Consider the following 15,915-nt stretch of genomic DNA (forward strand, 5'->3'; position numbering starts at 1 on the left):
CCTTGGGCGAAACCGAACATGACACAGGGAGAATAGAACATGTCACTAATCAAAGGCGGACTTCTGGATCGTCGCGGATTTCTCAAGACCACGGCGGCAGGTGCGGTAGCGGCCACCCTGCCCCTGGGCGGCGCCATGGCCCAGACACCCAAGCGCGGCGGGCACTTGCGGGTTGCCAAGGGCCACGGCCAGACCACCGACACGCTGGACCCCGGCCAGTGGGAAAACGGCTACATGTTGGCGCTTGGCTTTGCGGTGCATGGCCGGCTGACCGAGGTGGCCACCGATGGCAGCCTCGTGCCGGAACTGGCCGAAAGCTGGGAAGCCTCGGATGACGCCAGCGTCTGGCGCTTCAAGATTCGCAAGGGCGTGACGTTCCACTCGGGCAAGCCGATGACCGTGGAAGACGTGGTCGCCTCGATCAACCACCACCGCGGCGAAGACTCGACCTCGGCCGCTGGCCCGATCGTGGAACCGATTCAGGAGATCACGACCGAAGGCGACGACACGGTCGTTTTCACCCTCTCGGGCGGCAACGCCGACTTCCCCTTCATCCTGTCCGACTATCACCTTGTCGTCTGCAAGGCCGAGGGCGAGAGCATTGACTGGAAATCGGGGGATGGCTGCGGCAGCTATGTCCTGAAAGATTTCAAACCCGGCGTTTCATCGGCCTTCGAACGCAACCCGAACCACTGGCGCGATGACGTGGCGTGGGTCGACAGCTGTGAATTGCTTGCGATCGTCGATCAGAACGCCCGCACCACGGCGCTTGTCTCGGGTGACGTGCACGCCATCGACCGGGTTGACCTCAAGGCCGCGGGCCTACTGGGCCGCAACGCGGGCATCGAGGTGGAATCGGTTGCCGGGACACAGCACTACACCTTTGCCATGTCGACCAACAAGGACCCCTACACCGACAACAATATTCGCCAAGCCCTGAAATACGGCGTCAACCGTCAGGAACTGGTCGACAAGATCCTGTTCGGCTATGGCTCGGTCGGCAATGACCATCCGATTGGTCAAGGGCAGCGTTTCTTCAATACCGAGCTGGAGCAGAAGACCTATGACCCCGACAAGGCCAAGTATTTCCTCAAGCAGGCCGGTCTGGACAGCATCGACGTGACGCTGCACTCCTCGGATGCGGCCTTCTCGGGCGCGGTCGATGCGGCCGTCCTGTACCAGGCTTCGGCCAAGGAGGCGGGCATAAACATGAATGTCGTCCGCGAGCCGAAAGATGGCTATTGGTCAGACATCTGGATGAAAAAGGCCTTTACCGCGGTCTACTGGGGCGGTCGCCCCGTCGAGGACCAGATGTTCGCCACCGCCTACAAATGCGGGGCCGCGTGGAACGACAGCTTCTGGTGCAACGACCGTTTCGAAGACCTGCTGGTCAAGGCACGTGCCGAACTGAACGAGGACAAGCGCCGCGAGATGTACTGGGAAATGCAGGACCTCGTCGCCAACCAGGGCGGTGTCGTCATCCCGATGTTCGCCAATTACGTTTCGGCCAAGTCCGACAAGGTCGTTCATGGCGAGATGGCCTCGAACTGGGAAATGGACGGCGAACGCTGGATGGAACGCTGGTGGATGGCCTGATCGCAGGCGCATCGGCCTAAAAGCCGTTTGACAAGACAGGCGTCGGCGCGGACCATCGCGCCGGCGCTGCCATTTGGGCAGAACTGAACCAAGAAAAATAGGGAGAGACCCGATCATGACCCTCAAGACAACCCTGACCGTCGCCGCCACGCTGGCCGCCACCACGGCCCCCGCATGGGCCGATTGCGGCACCGTCACCTTCTCGGACGTGGGCTGGACCGATATCACCGCCACCACCGCCGCCACGACCACCGTGTTGCAGGCGCTTGGCTATGACACCGAGATCAAGGTGCTATCGGTGCCGGTGACCTATACCTCGTTGGCGGCTGGTGACATCGACGTGTTCCTGGGCAACTGGATGCCCACCATGGAGGGCGATATCGCCCCCTACCGCGAGGCGGGCACCGTCGATACCGTGCGCGCCAACCTTGAAGGGGCGAAATACACGCTGGCCACCAATTCCGCAGGCGCGGCACTTGGCATCGACGATTTCTCAAAAATCGCCGACCACGCCGAGGCGCTTGATGCCACCATCTATGGCATCGAGCCGGGCAATGACGGCAACCGCCTGATCATGGACATGATTGCCGACGATGCCTTTGGCCTTGAGGGCTTCGAGGTCAAGGAAAGCTCGGAACAGGGGATGCTGGCACAGGTCGAGCGCGCCACCCGCCGCGATGAGCCGATCATCTTCCTCGGCTGGGAGCCGCACCCGATGAACGCCAATTTCGACATGACCTACCTGACAGGTGGCGATGACTGGTTCGGCCCCAATCTTGGCGGTGCCACGGTCTATACCAACACCTCCGCAGGCTATGTCGAGGAATGCCCGAACGTCGGCAAACTTCTGCAAAATCTCGAATTCTCGCTGGCCATGGAGAACGAGATCATGGGCGCGATCCTCAATGACGGGGAAGACCCCGCCGATGCGGCCGCCGCATGGCTCAAGGCCAACCCCGAGGTGCTCGGCCCGTGGCTTGAAGGCGTGACCAGCAAGGACGGCGGCGACGCGATGGACGCCGTGAAAGCATCCATGAAGTAAGACGCCGCAGGCGGCCTCCGGGCCGCTTGCCAATACAACAAAGCCCCCGGCGATGCCATTCTCCGGGGGCTGACAAGGGATGGTAGAAAGCGATCAGATGAACTGGCTCACCGATAACAAGATCCCCGTGGGCGATTGGGCCGCCGGGGTGTTCGACTGGCTTCAGGACAATTTCTTTGTGGTGTTCGATGCCATGTCGATCGCGCTGGAGGCGCTGATCGAGGGTATCCTCTGGGTGTTGCAATCCCCCCACCCCCTGATCGTGATCGCGGTTTTCGCCGGTCTCACCTATGCCCTGCAACGCCGCTGGCAACTGGCCGCCGGGGTCATCCTCGGCTTTCTCTTCATCGTCAACCAAGGCTATTGGGAGGAAACCACCGAAAGCCTGACGCTGGTTTTGTCGGCCTGCGTGGTCTGCATGGGCGTGGGCGTGCCAATCGGCATCGCTGCCGCCCACCGGCCCCGGCTTTATGCCGCCATGCGCCCGGTGCTGGACCTGATGCAAACCCTGCCCGCCTTCGTCTACCTTATCCCGGCGATCGTCTTTTTCGGCATCGGCATGGTGCCGGGGCTGATCGCCACGGTGATTTTCGTGGTCCCCGCCCCCATTCGCCTGACGCACCTTGGCATTTCCTCGACCCCCACGGCCCTGATGGAAGCGGCGCAAGCCTTTGGCGCAACCCCGCGCCAAGCGCTTTGGAAGGTGGAGCTGCCCTATGCCCTGCCGCAGATCATGGCGGGTCTGAACCAGACGATCATGCTGTCGCTGTCGATGGTGGTGATCGCGGCGCTGGTGGGGGCCGATGGCCTTGGCGTACCCGTCGTGCGCGCGCTCAACTCGGTCAATACCTCGCTGGGGTTCGAATCGGGCTTCGTCATCGTGGTGGTCGCCATCCTTCTGGACCGCATGCTGCGGATGGAGCGCAAGGGATGAGCACAGCCGTTACATTCGACAAGGTCTCCATCGTCTTTGGCGACGCCCCGGAAACCGCCCTGCCCCTGATGGATCAGGGAATGGAACGCCCCGACATTCAAACCAAGACCGGACAGGTGCTTGGCGTGCACGACTGCTCGACCGAGGTCGAGGAAGGCGAGATCGTCGTTCTCATGGGCCTGTCGGGTTCGGGCAAATCCACGCTGTTGCGGGCAGTGAACGGTCTCAACCCCGTGGTGCGCGGCAATGTGCAGGTGAGCGACGGCAACAGCATGGTGGACATCACTCATGCCGACGCGCAAACCCTGCGCCACATGCGCCAGACGCAGATCGCCATGGTCTTCCAGCAATTCGGCCTGCTGCCATGGCGCACGGTCCGCGAAAACGTCTGGCTGGGGCTGGAACTGGCGGGGCTTTCGAAATCCGAACGCAGCGCCCGCGCGCAGGCGCAGCTTGACCTTGTGGGCCTGTCGGACTGGGCCGACCGCAAGGTGGGCGAACTCTCGGGCGGCATGCAACAGCGCGTGGGCCTGGCCCGCGCCTTCGCCACCGAGGCGCCGATCCTTTTGATGGACGAACCCTTCAGCGCGCTCGACCCGCTTATTCGCACGCATCTTCAGGATGAATTGCTCGACCTTCAGGCCAAGCTCAACCGTACGATCATCTTCGTCAGTCACGATCTGGACGAGGCCTTCAAGATCGGCAACCGAATCGCCATCATGGAAGGCGGGCGCATCGTGCAATGCGGCACCCCGCAAGAGATTTTCACCAACCCCGCCACCGACTACGTGGCCGATTTCGTGGCCCACATGAACCCGCTGGGCGTGCTTTGCGCGCGCGACGTGATGGAACCCGCACAGGGCACCCCAAAGGCCAGCGTCGGCCCCGAGGCCACCATCCGCGAGGTCATGGAGGCCGCCCAAGGCTCCGAAGCGCCGGTCGGCGTGATCGAGGGCGAAAAGGTGCTGGGCCAGATCACCCGCGCGCGGATATTCTCGAAGCTGCTCGATCCACGGGGAGGGTAAGGGCAAGCCAAGCCCAAGCCGCTGCCTCGGCCCGCATTGTTGATCAATCCTGCGCGTTTGAGAATTGACGGCAATGCGAAGGGCGCGGAGGTTGCAAAGTTTGGCACGTTTCCCAACAAGCAGGCCTTCGTGCCATGCGCGGCGGTGCTACGCGCCTTGATTTCCGCGCAGCCGCAGAAGCCCGCTCGGTCCCGCAAAACAGCCAACCCAGGCAACCACTTTGAACGTAAGCTTGTATCACCCTGATTACCTCATAGTATGTCCGCGCCGGGTTGACCCCCTGCCATTCTCGGCAAACCATACAAAACACACGTACGTTTCGTACGTTTCTTACCGCGCGGCCTGTTAATCCGCCGCGCGTCGGTCAAACGCACCGACGCGATACCGACGTTTTACCGACGCGGTGCAGATCAAGGCTTTTGGCGTTAACTCAAGGGCTTAGCGTCGATTCGGGGCCGAAAGCCTCACGCCGCCTCCAAAGCCGCCAGAACATCCGCAATCAGGTCTTGGGTATCCTCGATCCCTAGGCTCAGCCGGATCAGCCCGGGCGTAATGCCAAGCGCCTGCTTCTGATCGTCGGGCAGGCGCTGGTGCGTCGTGGTGGCCGGGTGCGTGGCGATGGATTTCGCATCGCCCAGGTTGTTGGAAATCACCACGATCTCAAGCGCATTAAGAAAGCGGAACGCCGCCTCCTGCCCGCCCGCCAGATCAAGCGAGACAACCGTGCCGCCCGCGCCCATGATCTCTTGCGCAAGGTCATATTGCGCGTGGCTTTCGTGACCCGGGTACAGCACTCGGGCCAGTTTCTCATGGCCCTGCAAGGCCTCGGCCAAAGCGGTCGCCGTCGCCGCCTGCGCGCGCACCCGAAGGTCCATTGTTTCCAAGCCCTTGAGCATCACCCAAGCGGTAAACGGCGACATCGATCCGCCGGTGTGCTTCATGTAGGGTTCCACCGTCTTGCGGATGTAATCCGTGCTCCCGAGGATCACCCCGCCAAGGGCGCGCCCCTGCCCGTCGATATGCTTGGTGGCCGAATAAACCACCACATCCGCGCCCTGCTCGATCGCCCGCGAAAAGACCGGCGTGGCAAAGACATTATCGACCACGACCCTCGCCCCCTTGGCATGGGCCAGTTTGGCCACCTCGGGCAGGTTCACCACATTCAGCGTCGGGTTGGCGATGGTCTCGAAAAACACCAGTTGGGTGTCGTCGCGGATGGCCGCGCGCCATTGCTCCAGATCGGTGCCATCGACGAAGGAAACCTTGACGCCGTAACGGGTGAGCACCTCTTCCAACACGTAAAGGCACGATCCGAACAGCGCCCGCGCCGCGACCACGTGATCGCCCGCCTTCAGCATCGAGATCAACGCGCCAGAGACTGCGGCCATCCCCGAGGCGGTGGCAAAGGCATCCTCGGCGCCCTCAAGCCCCGCGATGCGTTCTTCGAACATCGCCACCGTCGGGTTGCCGTAACGCGCATAGATATATTCATCCGGGCCTGCGGATTCGAACCGCGCCGCCGCGGCTTCGGCGCTATCGTAAACGAAACCCTGGGTGAGGAAGATCGCCTCGCTTACCTCGCCCCATTGGCTGCGTTTCGTTCCACCATGCACCAGCTTGGTGCGCTTGTTCCAACTGTCGCTCATATCGTCCTCCAGCAGGGCCTCGCCCGCCCATGAAAAAACCCCGTTCGCGGCCAAGCGAAAGGGGTTGCCTCATGCTTCGCCTCTTTAGCGGAATGTTTAACGTGGCCCGCAATCCGGTCACAAATCGCCACGGGAATCGCATTAGCGCCTGCGGTGTGACCCGTCAACACCGTCACGCAGCTTTAACAAAGCCTTCAAGCAACTGTCGTAGGGTTTGACTATCCGCTAACCACAACATCTTGCGGTGGATGGGTGGAACCATGCCAGTTTTGCAGATCAACGCCGGGCCGGATGGGCCAGGACTTCACGGAACGCCCCGGGATTTGATCCCGGCCTTGCGGCAAGGGCTGAACCGCGGCGGCCCCATCGTCATCATGATTCACGGGTACAAGTTCGATCCGCAACACCACGAAACCTGCCCGCACCGGCATATCCTGTCGCTCTCGCCGCGCCGCGACTGCGCCAAGGCCGTAAGTTGGCCGCGCGGCCTCGGGTTCGATGGGCTGTCGCGGGATGAAGGGCTGGCCATCGCATTCGGCTGGCCTGCGCGCGGCACGATCTGGGGCGCCTATGACCGCGCCGCAAAGGCCGGGCGCGCCCTCGCCACCTTGATCGACATGATCGGACAGATCGCCCCGGGGCGCCCCGTGCACCTTCTGGCGCATTCTCTGGGCGCGCGGGTGGCGCTGACCGCCCTGCCCCATGTCGGCGCGCAGCGGGTTGGCCGGGTGATCCTGTTGTCGGGGGCGGATTATGGCGAAACCGCCCGCAGTGCCTTGCAAAGCCCCGCCGGGACCAACGCCGAGATCATCAATGTCACCAGCCGCGAAAACGACCTGTTCGATTTCCTGCTGGAGCGTCTGGTCGCCCCGCCGAAACGCGGTGACTGGACGCTGGCCCATGGCATGCCGCTGTCCCGCAATACCCTGACCCTGCAACTGGACCACCCCGAAACCCTGCGCGTCCTGCGCAGCGCGGGATTCGGGATCGCCCCGCCGGGCGGGCGCATCTGCCATTGGTCGTCCTATATCCGGCACGGGGTCTTTCCCCTCTACCGCGCGCTGCTACGGCGGCCCGACGACCTGCCACTGGTGCAGTTGCGCGCGGCCCTGCCCAAGGGCTGCGATCCGCGCTGGTCACGCATCTGGCCTGCGGGTTGGACAGTTCCTAGCGGCGCAACCGCCCGCCCCCAAACGCCACTCTGACCGCTTTTCATCTTTCCCAAAATACTCCGGGGAAACGTTGAAAATCCCAGATTTTCAACGGAGGGGCAGCGCCCCCAATCGGCGCGCGTCAGCGCGCTCAAACCGGCGTGGCGAAGCCACTCCTTTAAACAGCTTTGCTCAAAACGGCCTTGGCCGCGCACCCGCGCTTTGCGGCGGATTGGGCACCGACAGATAGGCCGCCTTGGGAATATCCACCAGGCCGCGCAGGCCCAAGGCCGCGCGGTCCGTTTCCTCCAAGGCGTCTATCGCCTGTTTCACCGCCGCCCGGATGGCCCCGGCGTCCTGTTGCCCGGCGGTGATCAGCGGCAGGCCCGGGCTTTCCCCGGTCCAGCACAGCACGCGCAGGCGGCCGGACAGCTCGCCATGATCCTGCATCAGGCGCCACGTCACCCCATCGAGGGCGGCGATGTCGGCCTGCCCCTCGGCCACGGCCCGCGCCGACAGGCGGTGGCCATGGGTCTGCACCCGGTTCTCGAACCAGAATCCATGTTCGGCGCACAGCGCATAGGGCGCCGCATAGCCCGAGTGCGAGAAGCTCTGGTTATAGGCAAACGTCGCCTCGCGATACGCGGTCAGGTCGTCCCGAGGATCATCGGCGCGCACCACCACGGCGCTGCGGTAATGCCCCGGCGCGCAGCCATCCAGCCCATAATCCGGCGTCCCGACAAGTGCCACACGGTCATGCAGCCACAAGCGATAAGGCATGCCGCAGGTCTGGCTGAGCAGCAGGTCGGGGGCGGTCCAGACCTCGAACTCCCCCGCGTCCTGCGCCAACACCTCGGGGGCTTCGACCCCGCGTTCGGCCAAGGCCGCCCGGATCAGAGCCCAAAGCCGCGCGGTGGCCGCTTCGGTTTCGGGCCGGGCATACATCATGAGGTTGGCGATCATTCCTCGCCCTCGTCGTCCTCGGTGCCATACTGCCGGAACAGGGCGCCTTGCGTCATGAAGAACAGGAAAATCGCCGCCGTCAGGCCGAAGGTCTTGAAATAGACCCAAGTCTCCTCGCTCATGGTGCGCCAGACAAGCTCGTTCAGCACTGCAAGCCCAAGGAAGAAAAAGCAGATTCTCTTGGTCAGGATCAGCCAGCCTTCATCGCTCAGCGGCATGACCCCATCCATCAGCGATTGCATGTAGGATTTCCCCTGCATCAGGCCAAAGCCCAGAACCCCGCCGAACAGCAGGTAGATGATCGTCGGCTTCATCTTGAAAAACCGGGGGTCGTTGAACCACACGCTCATCCCGCCAAAGACCACGATCAGAACCGCCGTGACCACCTGCATCTTCGACAGGTGCCCCGTAAGCCACCAAAGCGCGCCCATGGCCAGAAGGAAAACGGGAATGAACCCGGCGGTCACCACGATGAACCCGTCATAGTCCTGCCCGCCGATGGTAAAGACCTCATCCTTGAGCCACAGGTAAGCCACGAAGAAGGCCAGGATCGGGCCGAACTCCAGCGCCGGTTTGATCATCGGGTGTGTTTTCTGCTCGCTCATCGGGTCCTCGCCTGTCATCCGCCCATCTCAACTATCACAGCGCCCGCCGCGATCAATGCCATCAATGCAATCCGTCGCGGCCCGACGGTTTCCTTCAGCACCAGCCAGCCGATCAGCGCCGCGAACACGGTCGAGGTTTCGCGCAAAACGGCGGCCTCGCCCACCTTGTCCAGCCGCGTGGCCAGCATCACCGCCCCGAAAGAGCCGAACGCCACCAACCCGCCAATCACCCCGCGCAAAATCAGCGGCGAAAGGGCGGGCGGCGTGGGCATGTTGCGCCACCGCGAACAGGCCACCACAGGCATGATCAGCCCGTCGACAAAGAAAAACCACGCCAAGAAGGTGAATGGGTCCGCCGCCGCGCGAATACCATAGGCGTCATAGGTGGTGTATAGCGCCACGAACAGCCCGGTCAGCACCGCCAGGCCAAGCGCGGCAGGCAGGGTTTCCCGGTCAATCGGATAGAACCGCAGGTTATAGGCCGCCAGCCCATAGATCCCGGCCAGAAGCACCCCGACACCCAGCCATTGCAGCGGCGTGAAGCTTTCTCCGAACAACAGGTACGCCCCGATCACCGTAAACAGCGGCCCGGTTCCCCGCACCACCGGGTAGACCACCGTATAGGCCCCGCGCGTATAGGCCATGGCCTGCAGTACCTTGTAGGCCAGATGGATCACGAAGACGCCCGCGAAGATCGGCCACATATGCGCCCCGGGCCATGGCACCACGAACAGCGCCAGCGGCGCCGCCATCAGCCCATAGGCCCCGTCGATTGCCCCACGCATCAGCCAAGGGTCGTACCGCCCCTTCTGCATCGCGCCAAAAGCCGCGTGCAAAAGCGCCGCCATAAGGGCCAAGGCCAAGGCAAGCCTGTGCCCCGCCTCAGTGCCTTCCAGCGAGATCAGCCAATCACTCATCCCCTGCCCCTCGCGCTTTGCGGCCGAGGCGTGCTAGGCTTGCCCGAGCTAGACAAAGGCACCCCCATGTACGACTACGCCTTCGACACCATCGCCAACGAGCTTTCGGGCACCTTTTCCGCCGTCTCGCCCCTGATCGCGGGCACCCGCCTGACCGCGGCCCTGGTTCTGGGCGCTTGCATCGGGGCCGAGCGCGAACACCGCCACAAACCGGCGGGCCTGCGCACCCACATGCTGGTCTCCATGGCCGCCTGCCTGTTCATTCTGATCAGTCAGCAACTGGCCGCCCTGCCTTTCGGGGCCGAAGATTCGCTGCGCGTCGACCCCCTGCGCCTGATCGAGGCGGTGACGGCGGGCGTGGCCTTTCTGGCGGCGGGGATCATCTTTACCTCGCGCGGTCAGGTTCACAACATCACCACCGGGGCCTCCATGTGGTTGGCGGGCGCGATCGGGCTGGCCTGCGGGGCGGGCCAAATGCCGCTGGCCGCAATGGCCACGGCGATCGTGCTGGTGGTTCTTTATCTCGTGCGCCTGCTGGAGACATGGATGGGCACGCATTAGGGCCCCCGCCCTCACGCCTCCAACCCGGTCAGGGCGGCGGCGAATTCCTCGGGGTCGAAGGGCGCCAGATCGTCAATCTGCTCGCCCACGCCAATCGCATGAATCGGCAGACCGAACTTGTCGGCCAAGGCCACCAGAACACCCCCCCGCGCGGTACCGTCCAGCTTGGTCATCACCAGCCCCGAAACATCCGACAGCTTCTGGAAGGTTTCCACCTGTGACAAAGCGTTCTGCCCGGTGGTGGCATCCAGCACCAGAAGGGTGTTGTGCGGCGCGCTTTCGTCCTTCTTGCGGATGACGCGCACGATCTTGGCCAGTTCCTCCATCAGGTCCTGACGGTTCTGCAAACGGCCCGCAGTGTCGATCATCAACAGGTCCGCGCCCTCGGCCTGCGCTTTTTCCATGGCGTCATAGGCAAGGCTGGCAGGGTCCGACCCTTCGGGTGCGGTCAGAACCGGCACCCCGGCGCGGTCGCCCCAGACCTGAAGCTGCTCGACGGCGGCAGCCCGGAAGGTATCACCGGCGGCAATCACCACCGACTTGCCCGCCGCCTTGAACTGGCTGGCCAGCTTGCCGATGGTCGTGGTTTTGCCCGACCCATTGACGCCCACCACCAGAACCACCTGCGGGGTCTTGGGATAGATCGGCATGGGCCGCGCCACGGGGTCCATGATGCGGGCGATTTCCTGCGCCAGAAGTTCCTTGATCTCCAGCGTCGACAGCTTCTTGCCCATGCGCCCCTCGGCCATGTTGGCAGTGACGCGCAGGGCGGTATCCACCCCCATGTCGGCGGTGATCAGCAACTCTTCGAGCTGCTCCAGCATATCGTCGTCCAAAACCCGGCGGGTGACGGTTTTCTTCCCCTCTCCGCGGCCCAGAAGACGGCCCAGAAAGCCGGGCTTTTGCGGGGCTTCGGCACGGGGTTCATTGGTTGGAATTTCAATTGGCGTGGGCGACGGCGCGGGGTCGGGGCGCACCGGGGTTTCCTGCGGCATCTCACCGGGCATTTCCGGCGGGGCCGAAGGCGGCACTTCGCTGGGCGCGGGAGGAACCTCTTGCGGGGCGGGCTCGGGCGACGGCTCCGGCATGGGCACCGGCACAGGCTCGGGTTCCGGCTCAGGCTCCGGTTCAGGCTCAGGCTCCGGTTCTGGCGTTGGTTCCGGCTCGGGGGCCGGTTCGGGTTCGGGCTCCGGCTCGGGTTCGGGCTCAGGTTCAGGTTCCGGCGTCGGCTCAGGCTCCGGCGCGGGTGTCTCCTCGGGGGACTCGACAAGCTCCTCCTCGCCGCCCTCCTCGACAATCGCATCCAGACCATCCTCGATCTTGGACGAGGATTTGAACAACCGATCCTTGAGTTTCTTGAAAAACGCCATGCGTCCTCCGCTGGGTTGATGTGACTGCCGAAAACCGGTCAACCGCCTTCCGCTTTACTGCGGATCATGAGGATTTGAAAGGCTTGCCCCCTGTCAGCCGGTAAAGCCCCAAAGGATCAGCCCCTGCGCCGCAATATAAAGCGCCCAGAGCGCCACCGAAACCGCCCGCTGGCGCGGGTGATCGGGGGACATGCGGAACATCTGCACCGCAAGCAGGGTATCCGAGGCGATGAACAATCCCGCCCCCAAAGTCACGATCCCATAGCCCACAGGCAGCATCAGCGCCGTCAGACCCATGCCGGTGATCAGTACCACGTAGCCCCGCACCGGCCAGCGCAGCGCGCCGGTAAACGGGGCAAGCCAAACCTCGCTACTTGCCGCATAGATAAGCAGCATCGCGGCGGGCACAAGCGGCACAGCCCCCTGCGCCAGTCCCGCAAAGACCCAGATATAGGCGATATGCGCGGCGGCAAACGCGACAAGGCCGGTCAGGAAGGCCGCTTCGCCCCGGCGCGACAGCGACAGATCGCCAAGCGCCGAGAGGGCCAGCCCCACCACCAAGGCAAGGGGCGCGACGGCGGCATAGGCCATCCCGGCCATGACCCCAAGGGGCAGCGTCTTGATCACGCTCCGCAGGGCCGAGGGCTCCCGGTGGCAAAACCACAGGCCATAGGCAAGGGCCGCACCCCCCGCGAGTCCTGTCCAGAGCGCGGTCACACCTCGTCGGGGAAATGTTTCATGGTCAGGCGAATCGGGTTGGGCGCCGCCTGCCCCAAGCCACAGATCGAGGCATCCGCCATGGTCTGGCACAGCTCTTCCAGAAGGTCCTGATCCCAGGCATCGGCCTGCATGAGCTTGACCGCCTTTTCACAGCCCGCCCGGCACGGCGTACACTGGCCACAGCTTTCATCCTCGAAGAACCGCAGCATGTTCAGCGCGGCCTCCTTGGCACTGTCCTGATCCGACAGGACCACCACGGCGGCCGAACCGATGAAGGAGCCATGCGGTTGCAGCGTATCGAAATCCAGCGGCACGTCGTTCAGCGTGGCAGGCAACAGCCCCGAGGACGGACCGCCCGGCTGATAGGCCTTGAAGGCATGGCCCTCCAGCATCCCGCCGGCGGCCTCGATGATATCGGTGATGGTCGACCCGGCGGGCAGAAGATGCACGCCCGGGTTTTTCACCCGCCCCGAGACCGAGTAGGAGCGAAGCCCCTTGCGCCCGTTCTTTTCGACGTCCGAGAGGATCTCCTTGCCCTCGCGCAACACGCGGGTCACCCAATAAAGCGTCTCGACGTTGTTCACCAAGGTCGGGCGGTTGAAAATGCCCACCTGCGCCACGAAGGGCGGGCGGTGGCGCGGCAAACCGCGCTTGCCCTCGATCGACTCGATCATCGCGCTTTCTTCGCCGCAGATATAGGCCCCCGCGCCGCGGCGCAGTTCGATATAGCCCGGCGCGACGATCCCGGCCTCTTCCAGCGCGGCAATCTCACGGCGCAGGATTTCCAGAACAGCGGGATATTCATCACGCATGTAGATAAAGCAGGTCTCGGCCTCGACGGCCCATGCGGCGATCAGCATTCCTTCAAGGAAAACATGGGGTTGCCGCTCAAGGTAAAAGCGATCTTTGAAGGTCCCCGGCTCGCCCTCGTCGCCATTCACGGCCAGGTAACGCGGCCCGGCCTCGGCCCGCACGAAGCCCCATTTGCGCCCCGAGGGGAAGCCAGCCCCGCCAAGCCCGCGCAGGCCCGCGTCCAGCAACTCCTGCTGCACGGTCTCGAAATCGCCGCCCTCGCGCAACTCGGCCAGCTTCTCGTAACCGCCACTTGAACGATAGTCGGCAAGCCCTTGATATTCCGGGATTTCCGCATGAGTATCATTCGCCGCAATCGCCGCCTGCACCTTCTCGGGCGTGGCGTGGTCGATATGCTTGTGGCCAAGTTCCAGCACCGGCGCGGTATCGCAGCGCCCCATGCAGGGCGCACGCAAAACGCGCACTTCGGACGGGTCCAACCCCTCCTCAAGCGCCGCCTGCAATTGCTGTGCGCCCGCCAGTTCGCAGGCCAGCGAATCGCAGACCCGGATGGTCAGTGCGGGCGGCGGGGTTTCGCCCTCTTTCACCACGTCGAAATGGGCATAGAATGTCGCCACCTCGTAAACCTCGGCCTGCGCGATACGCAGTTCCTCTGCCAGAGCGCGCAAATGCGCCGCCGACAGGTGGCCGAACTTGTCCTGAACGAGGTGCAGGTATTCGATCAACAAATCACGCCGACGCGGCCCGTCGCCCAACAGCTCACGCACTTCATCCCACGCCTGATCCTCAAGCTGACGGCCCTTGGGCGTATGCCGCCCCTTGCCCTTGCCCGATTTCCATACGCCTTTGCGTTCATCCAGTGCCATGCGTCGTCCCCTGATGATCTTTGCCCATGGGATAGTGCGCCGCCCCACGCCATGCGTGGCCAAAAGCGACATTGAGACAGCCGTAAGCGTTTCAGCCGCCGCAAAATTCCCCCTGTGCTGCCCCGGTAAGGCCGGATTTACCCTTTCAACTATACAACAATCCAAACCGGGATGACATCATGGGCCTTTTCGCCGTCGCCACGCTAGCCCCCGTGGGCCTGATCGCCATGGCCGCCCTTTATGGCGGGCCTTGGGGCTGGGCCGCGCTTGGCTATATCACGGTTCTGGTCTTCATGATCGACAGGCTGACCGCACGCGAGGCGAAGAATGCCGACCCGGAGGCCGAATTTCCAGCCGCAGATCAATTGCTTGTCACCTTGGGGCTGGCACATTTCGCGCTTCTGGCCATGGCGCTCTGGGCGGTGGCCGGGCCCAGTGGGCTGGCCACGCTCGACCGTATCCTCGTGTTGCTGGCCTCCGCCCTTCTCTTCGGGCAAATCTCGCACCCCGTGGCGCATGAGCTGATCCACCGCCCGCCCCGCGCCCTGCGCTTGATGGGGCGATTGATCTATACCTCTCTCCTGATGGGCCATCACGCCAGCGCGCATATGCTGATTCACCACGCCCATGTCGGAAGCGACAAGGACCCCAACAGCCCACCCCGCGGCATGGGGTTCTGGCGCTTTGCGCCGCGCGCATGGTGGCAGTCCTTCATAGGCGCCTACAGGGTAGAAACGCGGCTCAGGCGCGGCAAGCTCACCCTGTCACACCCCTACGTCATCTACACCGTCGGCGCGGTCGGCCTCATCTCGATTGCCGGGCTGTCGCTGGGCGCCGGGGGCATCGCCGCGCTCTGCGTCATGGCGATCCATGCACAGATCCAGATCCTGATGGCCGATTACGTCCAGCACTACGGCCTGCGCCGCGCGCGCATGCCCGATGGGCGGCTGGAACCTGTCGGCCCGCAACATTCGTGGAACGCGCCCGAGTGGTATTCCTCGGCCATGATGGTCAATGCGCCGCGCCATTCCGATCACCACGTCAGCCCGAACCGGCCCTTTCCCGCACTGCAACTGGATCAGGCGCGCATGCCGACACTGCCCCGTTCCCTGCCGGTCATGGCCTGTATCGCCACCATCCCGCCCCTCTGGCGGCGGATAATGGACCCGCTTTGCGAGGCGTGGCGCCCCGGCTGGCAAGTGGTGGAAAACACCCCCACGGCCCGCGATATCCCGCCCGCCGTGCTGGCCCGGGCGCGCACGGGTGGCGTGCTCCCCGGCTCTGTGCCAGACTGGCGGCATGACACACCGCGCCCTGACCCTCTGCCTGATGATGGCAAGCGCCCCGGCCATGGCCGCCGACCGGCCGATGACCGCGGCGGAGTTTGAGGCCTACACCACCGGCAAGACCTTCTATTACGGCAACGGCGGCGCGCCTTACGGCGCCGAGGAATACCTCGAACACCGCCGCGTGCGCTGGTCGTTCCTTGATGGAGACTGCAAGGAGGGCCGCTGGTTCACCGATGAGACGGGCCTGATCTGTTTCACCTACGAAGACCGCCCCGAGCCGCAATGCTGGAGTTTTCTGGACAGCCCCGGCGGCCTGATCGCCCGGTATGAAAACGATCTTCAGGAAACCGAGCTTTACGAGGTCCGCAAAAGCGACGAACCACTGGACTGTCCGGGGCCGAAGGTCGGCGTCTAGGC

At 63.9% G+C, this 15,915-nt stretch carries 15 protein-coding genes and 1 riboswitch; of the genes, 8 read left to right on the forward strand and 7 right to left on the reverse strand.

What is annotated here, in order from left to right; translation table 11 throughout:
- The first annotated feature begins 39 nt into the window (after window positions 1-39).
- The 4 genes from FDP25_RS02460 to choV all read left to right on the forward strand — a co-directional run bounded on the left by FDP25_RS02460 (window position 40) and on the right by choV (window position 4,597).
- Window positions 40-1,596, forward strand: a complete 1,557-nt coding sequence (locus FDP25_RS02460) for an ABC transporter substrate-binding protein (RefSeq protein ID WP_154148599.1) — start codon at window positions 40-42, stop codon at window positions 1,594-1,596.
- Between the two features lie 115 nt (window positions 1,597-1,711).
- A complete protein-coding gene (gene choX, locus FDP25_RS02465; RefSeq protein ID WP_154148601.1) occupies window positions 1,712-2,638 on the forward strand; it encodes a choline ABC transporter substrate-binding protein in 927 nt (308 codons plus the stop codon).
- Between the two features lie 97 nt (window positions 2,639-2,735).
- Window positions 2,736-3,572, forward strand: coding sequence for a choline ABC transporter permease subunit (gene choW, locus FDP25_RS02470; RefSeq protein WP_154153016.1), 837 nt, complete (start codon window positions 2,736-2,738; stop codon window positions 3,570-3,572).
- The gene (gene choV, locus FDP25_RS02475; protein ID WP_154148603.1) at window positions 3,569-4,597 is read left to right on the forward strand and encodes a choline ABC transporter ATP-binding protein; all 1,029 of its coding nucleotides are present in this window, start codon (window positions 3,569-3,571) and stop codon (window positions 4,595-4,597) included. The genes choW and choV overlap by 4 nt, the downstream gene beginning before the upstream one ends.
- Window positions 4,598-5,061: 464 nt before the next feature.
- On the opposite strand, the gene metZ is transcribed toward choV, so the two are convergent.
- Window positions 5,062-6,243 (reverse strand): O-succinylhomoserine sulfhydrylase, encoded by a 1,182-nt coding sequence (gene metZ / locus FDP25_RS02480; RefSeq protein ID WP_154148605.1) that lies wholly within the window; start codon window positions 6,241-6,243, stop codon window positions 5,062-5,064.
- Between the two features lie 63 nt (window positions 6,244-6,306).
- A riboswitch (SAM riboswitch) is annotated at window positions 6,307-6,384 on the reverse strand.
- A 119-nt stretch (window positions 6,385-6,503) separates the two neighbouring features.
- Between metZ and FDP25_RS02485 the strand changes: the two genes are divergently transcribed.
- Window positions 6,504-7,448, forward strand: coding sequence for an alpha/beta hydrolase (locus tag FDP25_RS02485; protein ID WP_154148607.1), 945 nt, complete (start codon window positions 6,504-6,506; stop codon window positions 7,446-7,448).
- Window positions 7,449-7,586: 138 nt separating this feature from the next.
- Here FDP25_RS02485 and FDP25_RS02490 read toward each other — a convergent pair whose 3' ends face one another.
- The 3 genes from FDP25_RS02490 to FDP25_RS02500 are packed head-to-tail and all read right to left on the reverse strand — an operon-like array spanning window position 7,587 to window position 9,879.
- Entirely contained in the window at window positions 7,587-8,357 is a 771-nt protein-coding gene (locus FDP25_RS02490) for a phosphate/phosphite/phosphonate ABC transporter substrate-binding protein (RefSeq protein ID WP_154148609.1), read from the reverse strand.
- Window positions 8,354-8,962, reverse strand: a complete 609-nt coding sequence (locus FDP25_RS02495; RefSeq protein ID WP_154148611.1) for an inner membrane-spanning protein YciB — start codon at window positions 8,960-8,962, stop codon at window positions 8,354-8,356. Before FDP25_RS02495 ends, FDP25_RS02490 begins: the two co-directional genes overlap by 4 nt.
- 14 nt (window positions 8,963-8,976) lie before the next feature.
- Window positions 8,977-9,879 carry an EamA family transporter gene (locus tag FDP25_RS02500; protein ID WP_154148613.1) on the reverse strand — a complete coding sequence of 301 codons (903 nt, stop codon included), beginning with the start codon at window positions 9,877-9,879 and terminating at the stop codon, window positions 8,977-8,979.
- Between the two features lie 66 nt (window positions 9,880-9,945).
- Here FDP25_RS02500 and FDP25_RS02505 point away from each other — a divergent pair, with 66 nt between their 5' ends.
- The gene (locus FDP25_RS02505; RefSeq protein ID WP_154153019.1) at window positions 9,946-10,440 is read left to right on the forward strand and encodes an MgtC/SapB family protein; all 495 of its coding nucleotides are present in this window, start codon (window positions 9,946-9,948) and stop codon (window positions 10,438-10,440) included.
- Between the two features lie 11 nt (window positions 10,441-10,451).
- On the opposite strand, the gene ftsY is transcribed toward FDP25_RS02505, so the two are convergent.
- The 3 genes from ftsY to FDP25_RS02520 form a co-directional block, all read right to left on the reverse strand.
- Complete coding sequence (gene ftsY / locus FDP25_RS02510) at window positions 10,452-11,810, reverse strand: signal recognition particle-docking protein FtsY (protein WP_154148616.1); 1,359 nt, start codon at window positions 11,808-11,810, stop codon at window positions 10,452-10,454.
- Window positions 11,811-11,903: 93 nt separating this feature from the next.
- Window positions 11,904-12,527 (reverse strand): lysoplasmalogenase family protein, encoded by a 624-nt coding sequence (locus tag FDP25_RS02515; RefSeq protein ID WP_154148618.1) that lies wholly within the window; start codon window positions 12,525-12,527, stop codon window positions 11,904-11,906.
- Window positions 12,524-14,209, reverse strand: a complete 1,686-nt coding sequence (locus tag FDP25_RS02520; RefSeq protein WP_154148620.1) for an NAD(P)H-dependent oxidoreductase subunit E — start codon at window positions 14,207-14,209, stop codon at window positions 12,524-12,526. Before FDP25_RS02520 ends, FDP25_RS02515 begins: the two co-directional genes overlap by 4 nt.
- Window positions 14,210-14,388: 179 nt before the next feature.
- Between FDP25_RS02520 and FDP25_RS02525 the strand changes: the two genes are divergently transcribed.
- Both FDP25_RS02525 and FDP25_RS02530 read left to right on the forward strand, forming a co-directional pair.
- Entirely contained in the window at window positions 14,389-15,597 is a 1,209-nt protein-coding gene (locus FDP25_RS02525) for an alkane 1-monooxygenase (protein ID WP_154148622.1), read from the forward strand.
- The gene (locus tag FDP25_RS02530; protein WP_246175745.1) at window positions 15,560-15,913 is read left to right on the forward strand and encodes a DUF995 domain-containing protein; all 354 of its coding nucleotides are present in this window, start codon (window positions 15,560-15,562) and stop codon (window positions 15,911-15,913) included. The genes FDP25_RS02525 and FDP25_RS02530 overlap by 38 nt, the downstream gene beginning before the upstream one ends.
- Window positions 15,914-15,915: the final 2 nt, after the last annotated feature.

The sequence above is a fragment of the Roseovarius bejariae genome (assembly GCF_009669325.1).
Lineage (GTDB): Bacteria > Pseudomonadota > Alphaproteobacteria > Rhodobacterales > Rhodobacteraceae > Roseovarius > Roseovarius bejariae.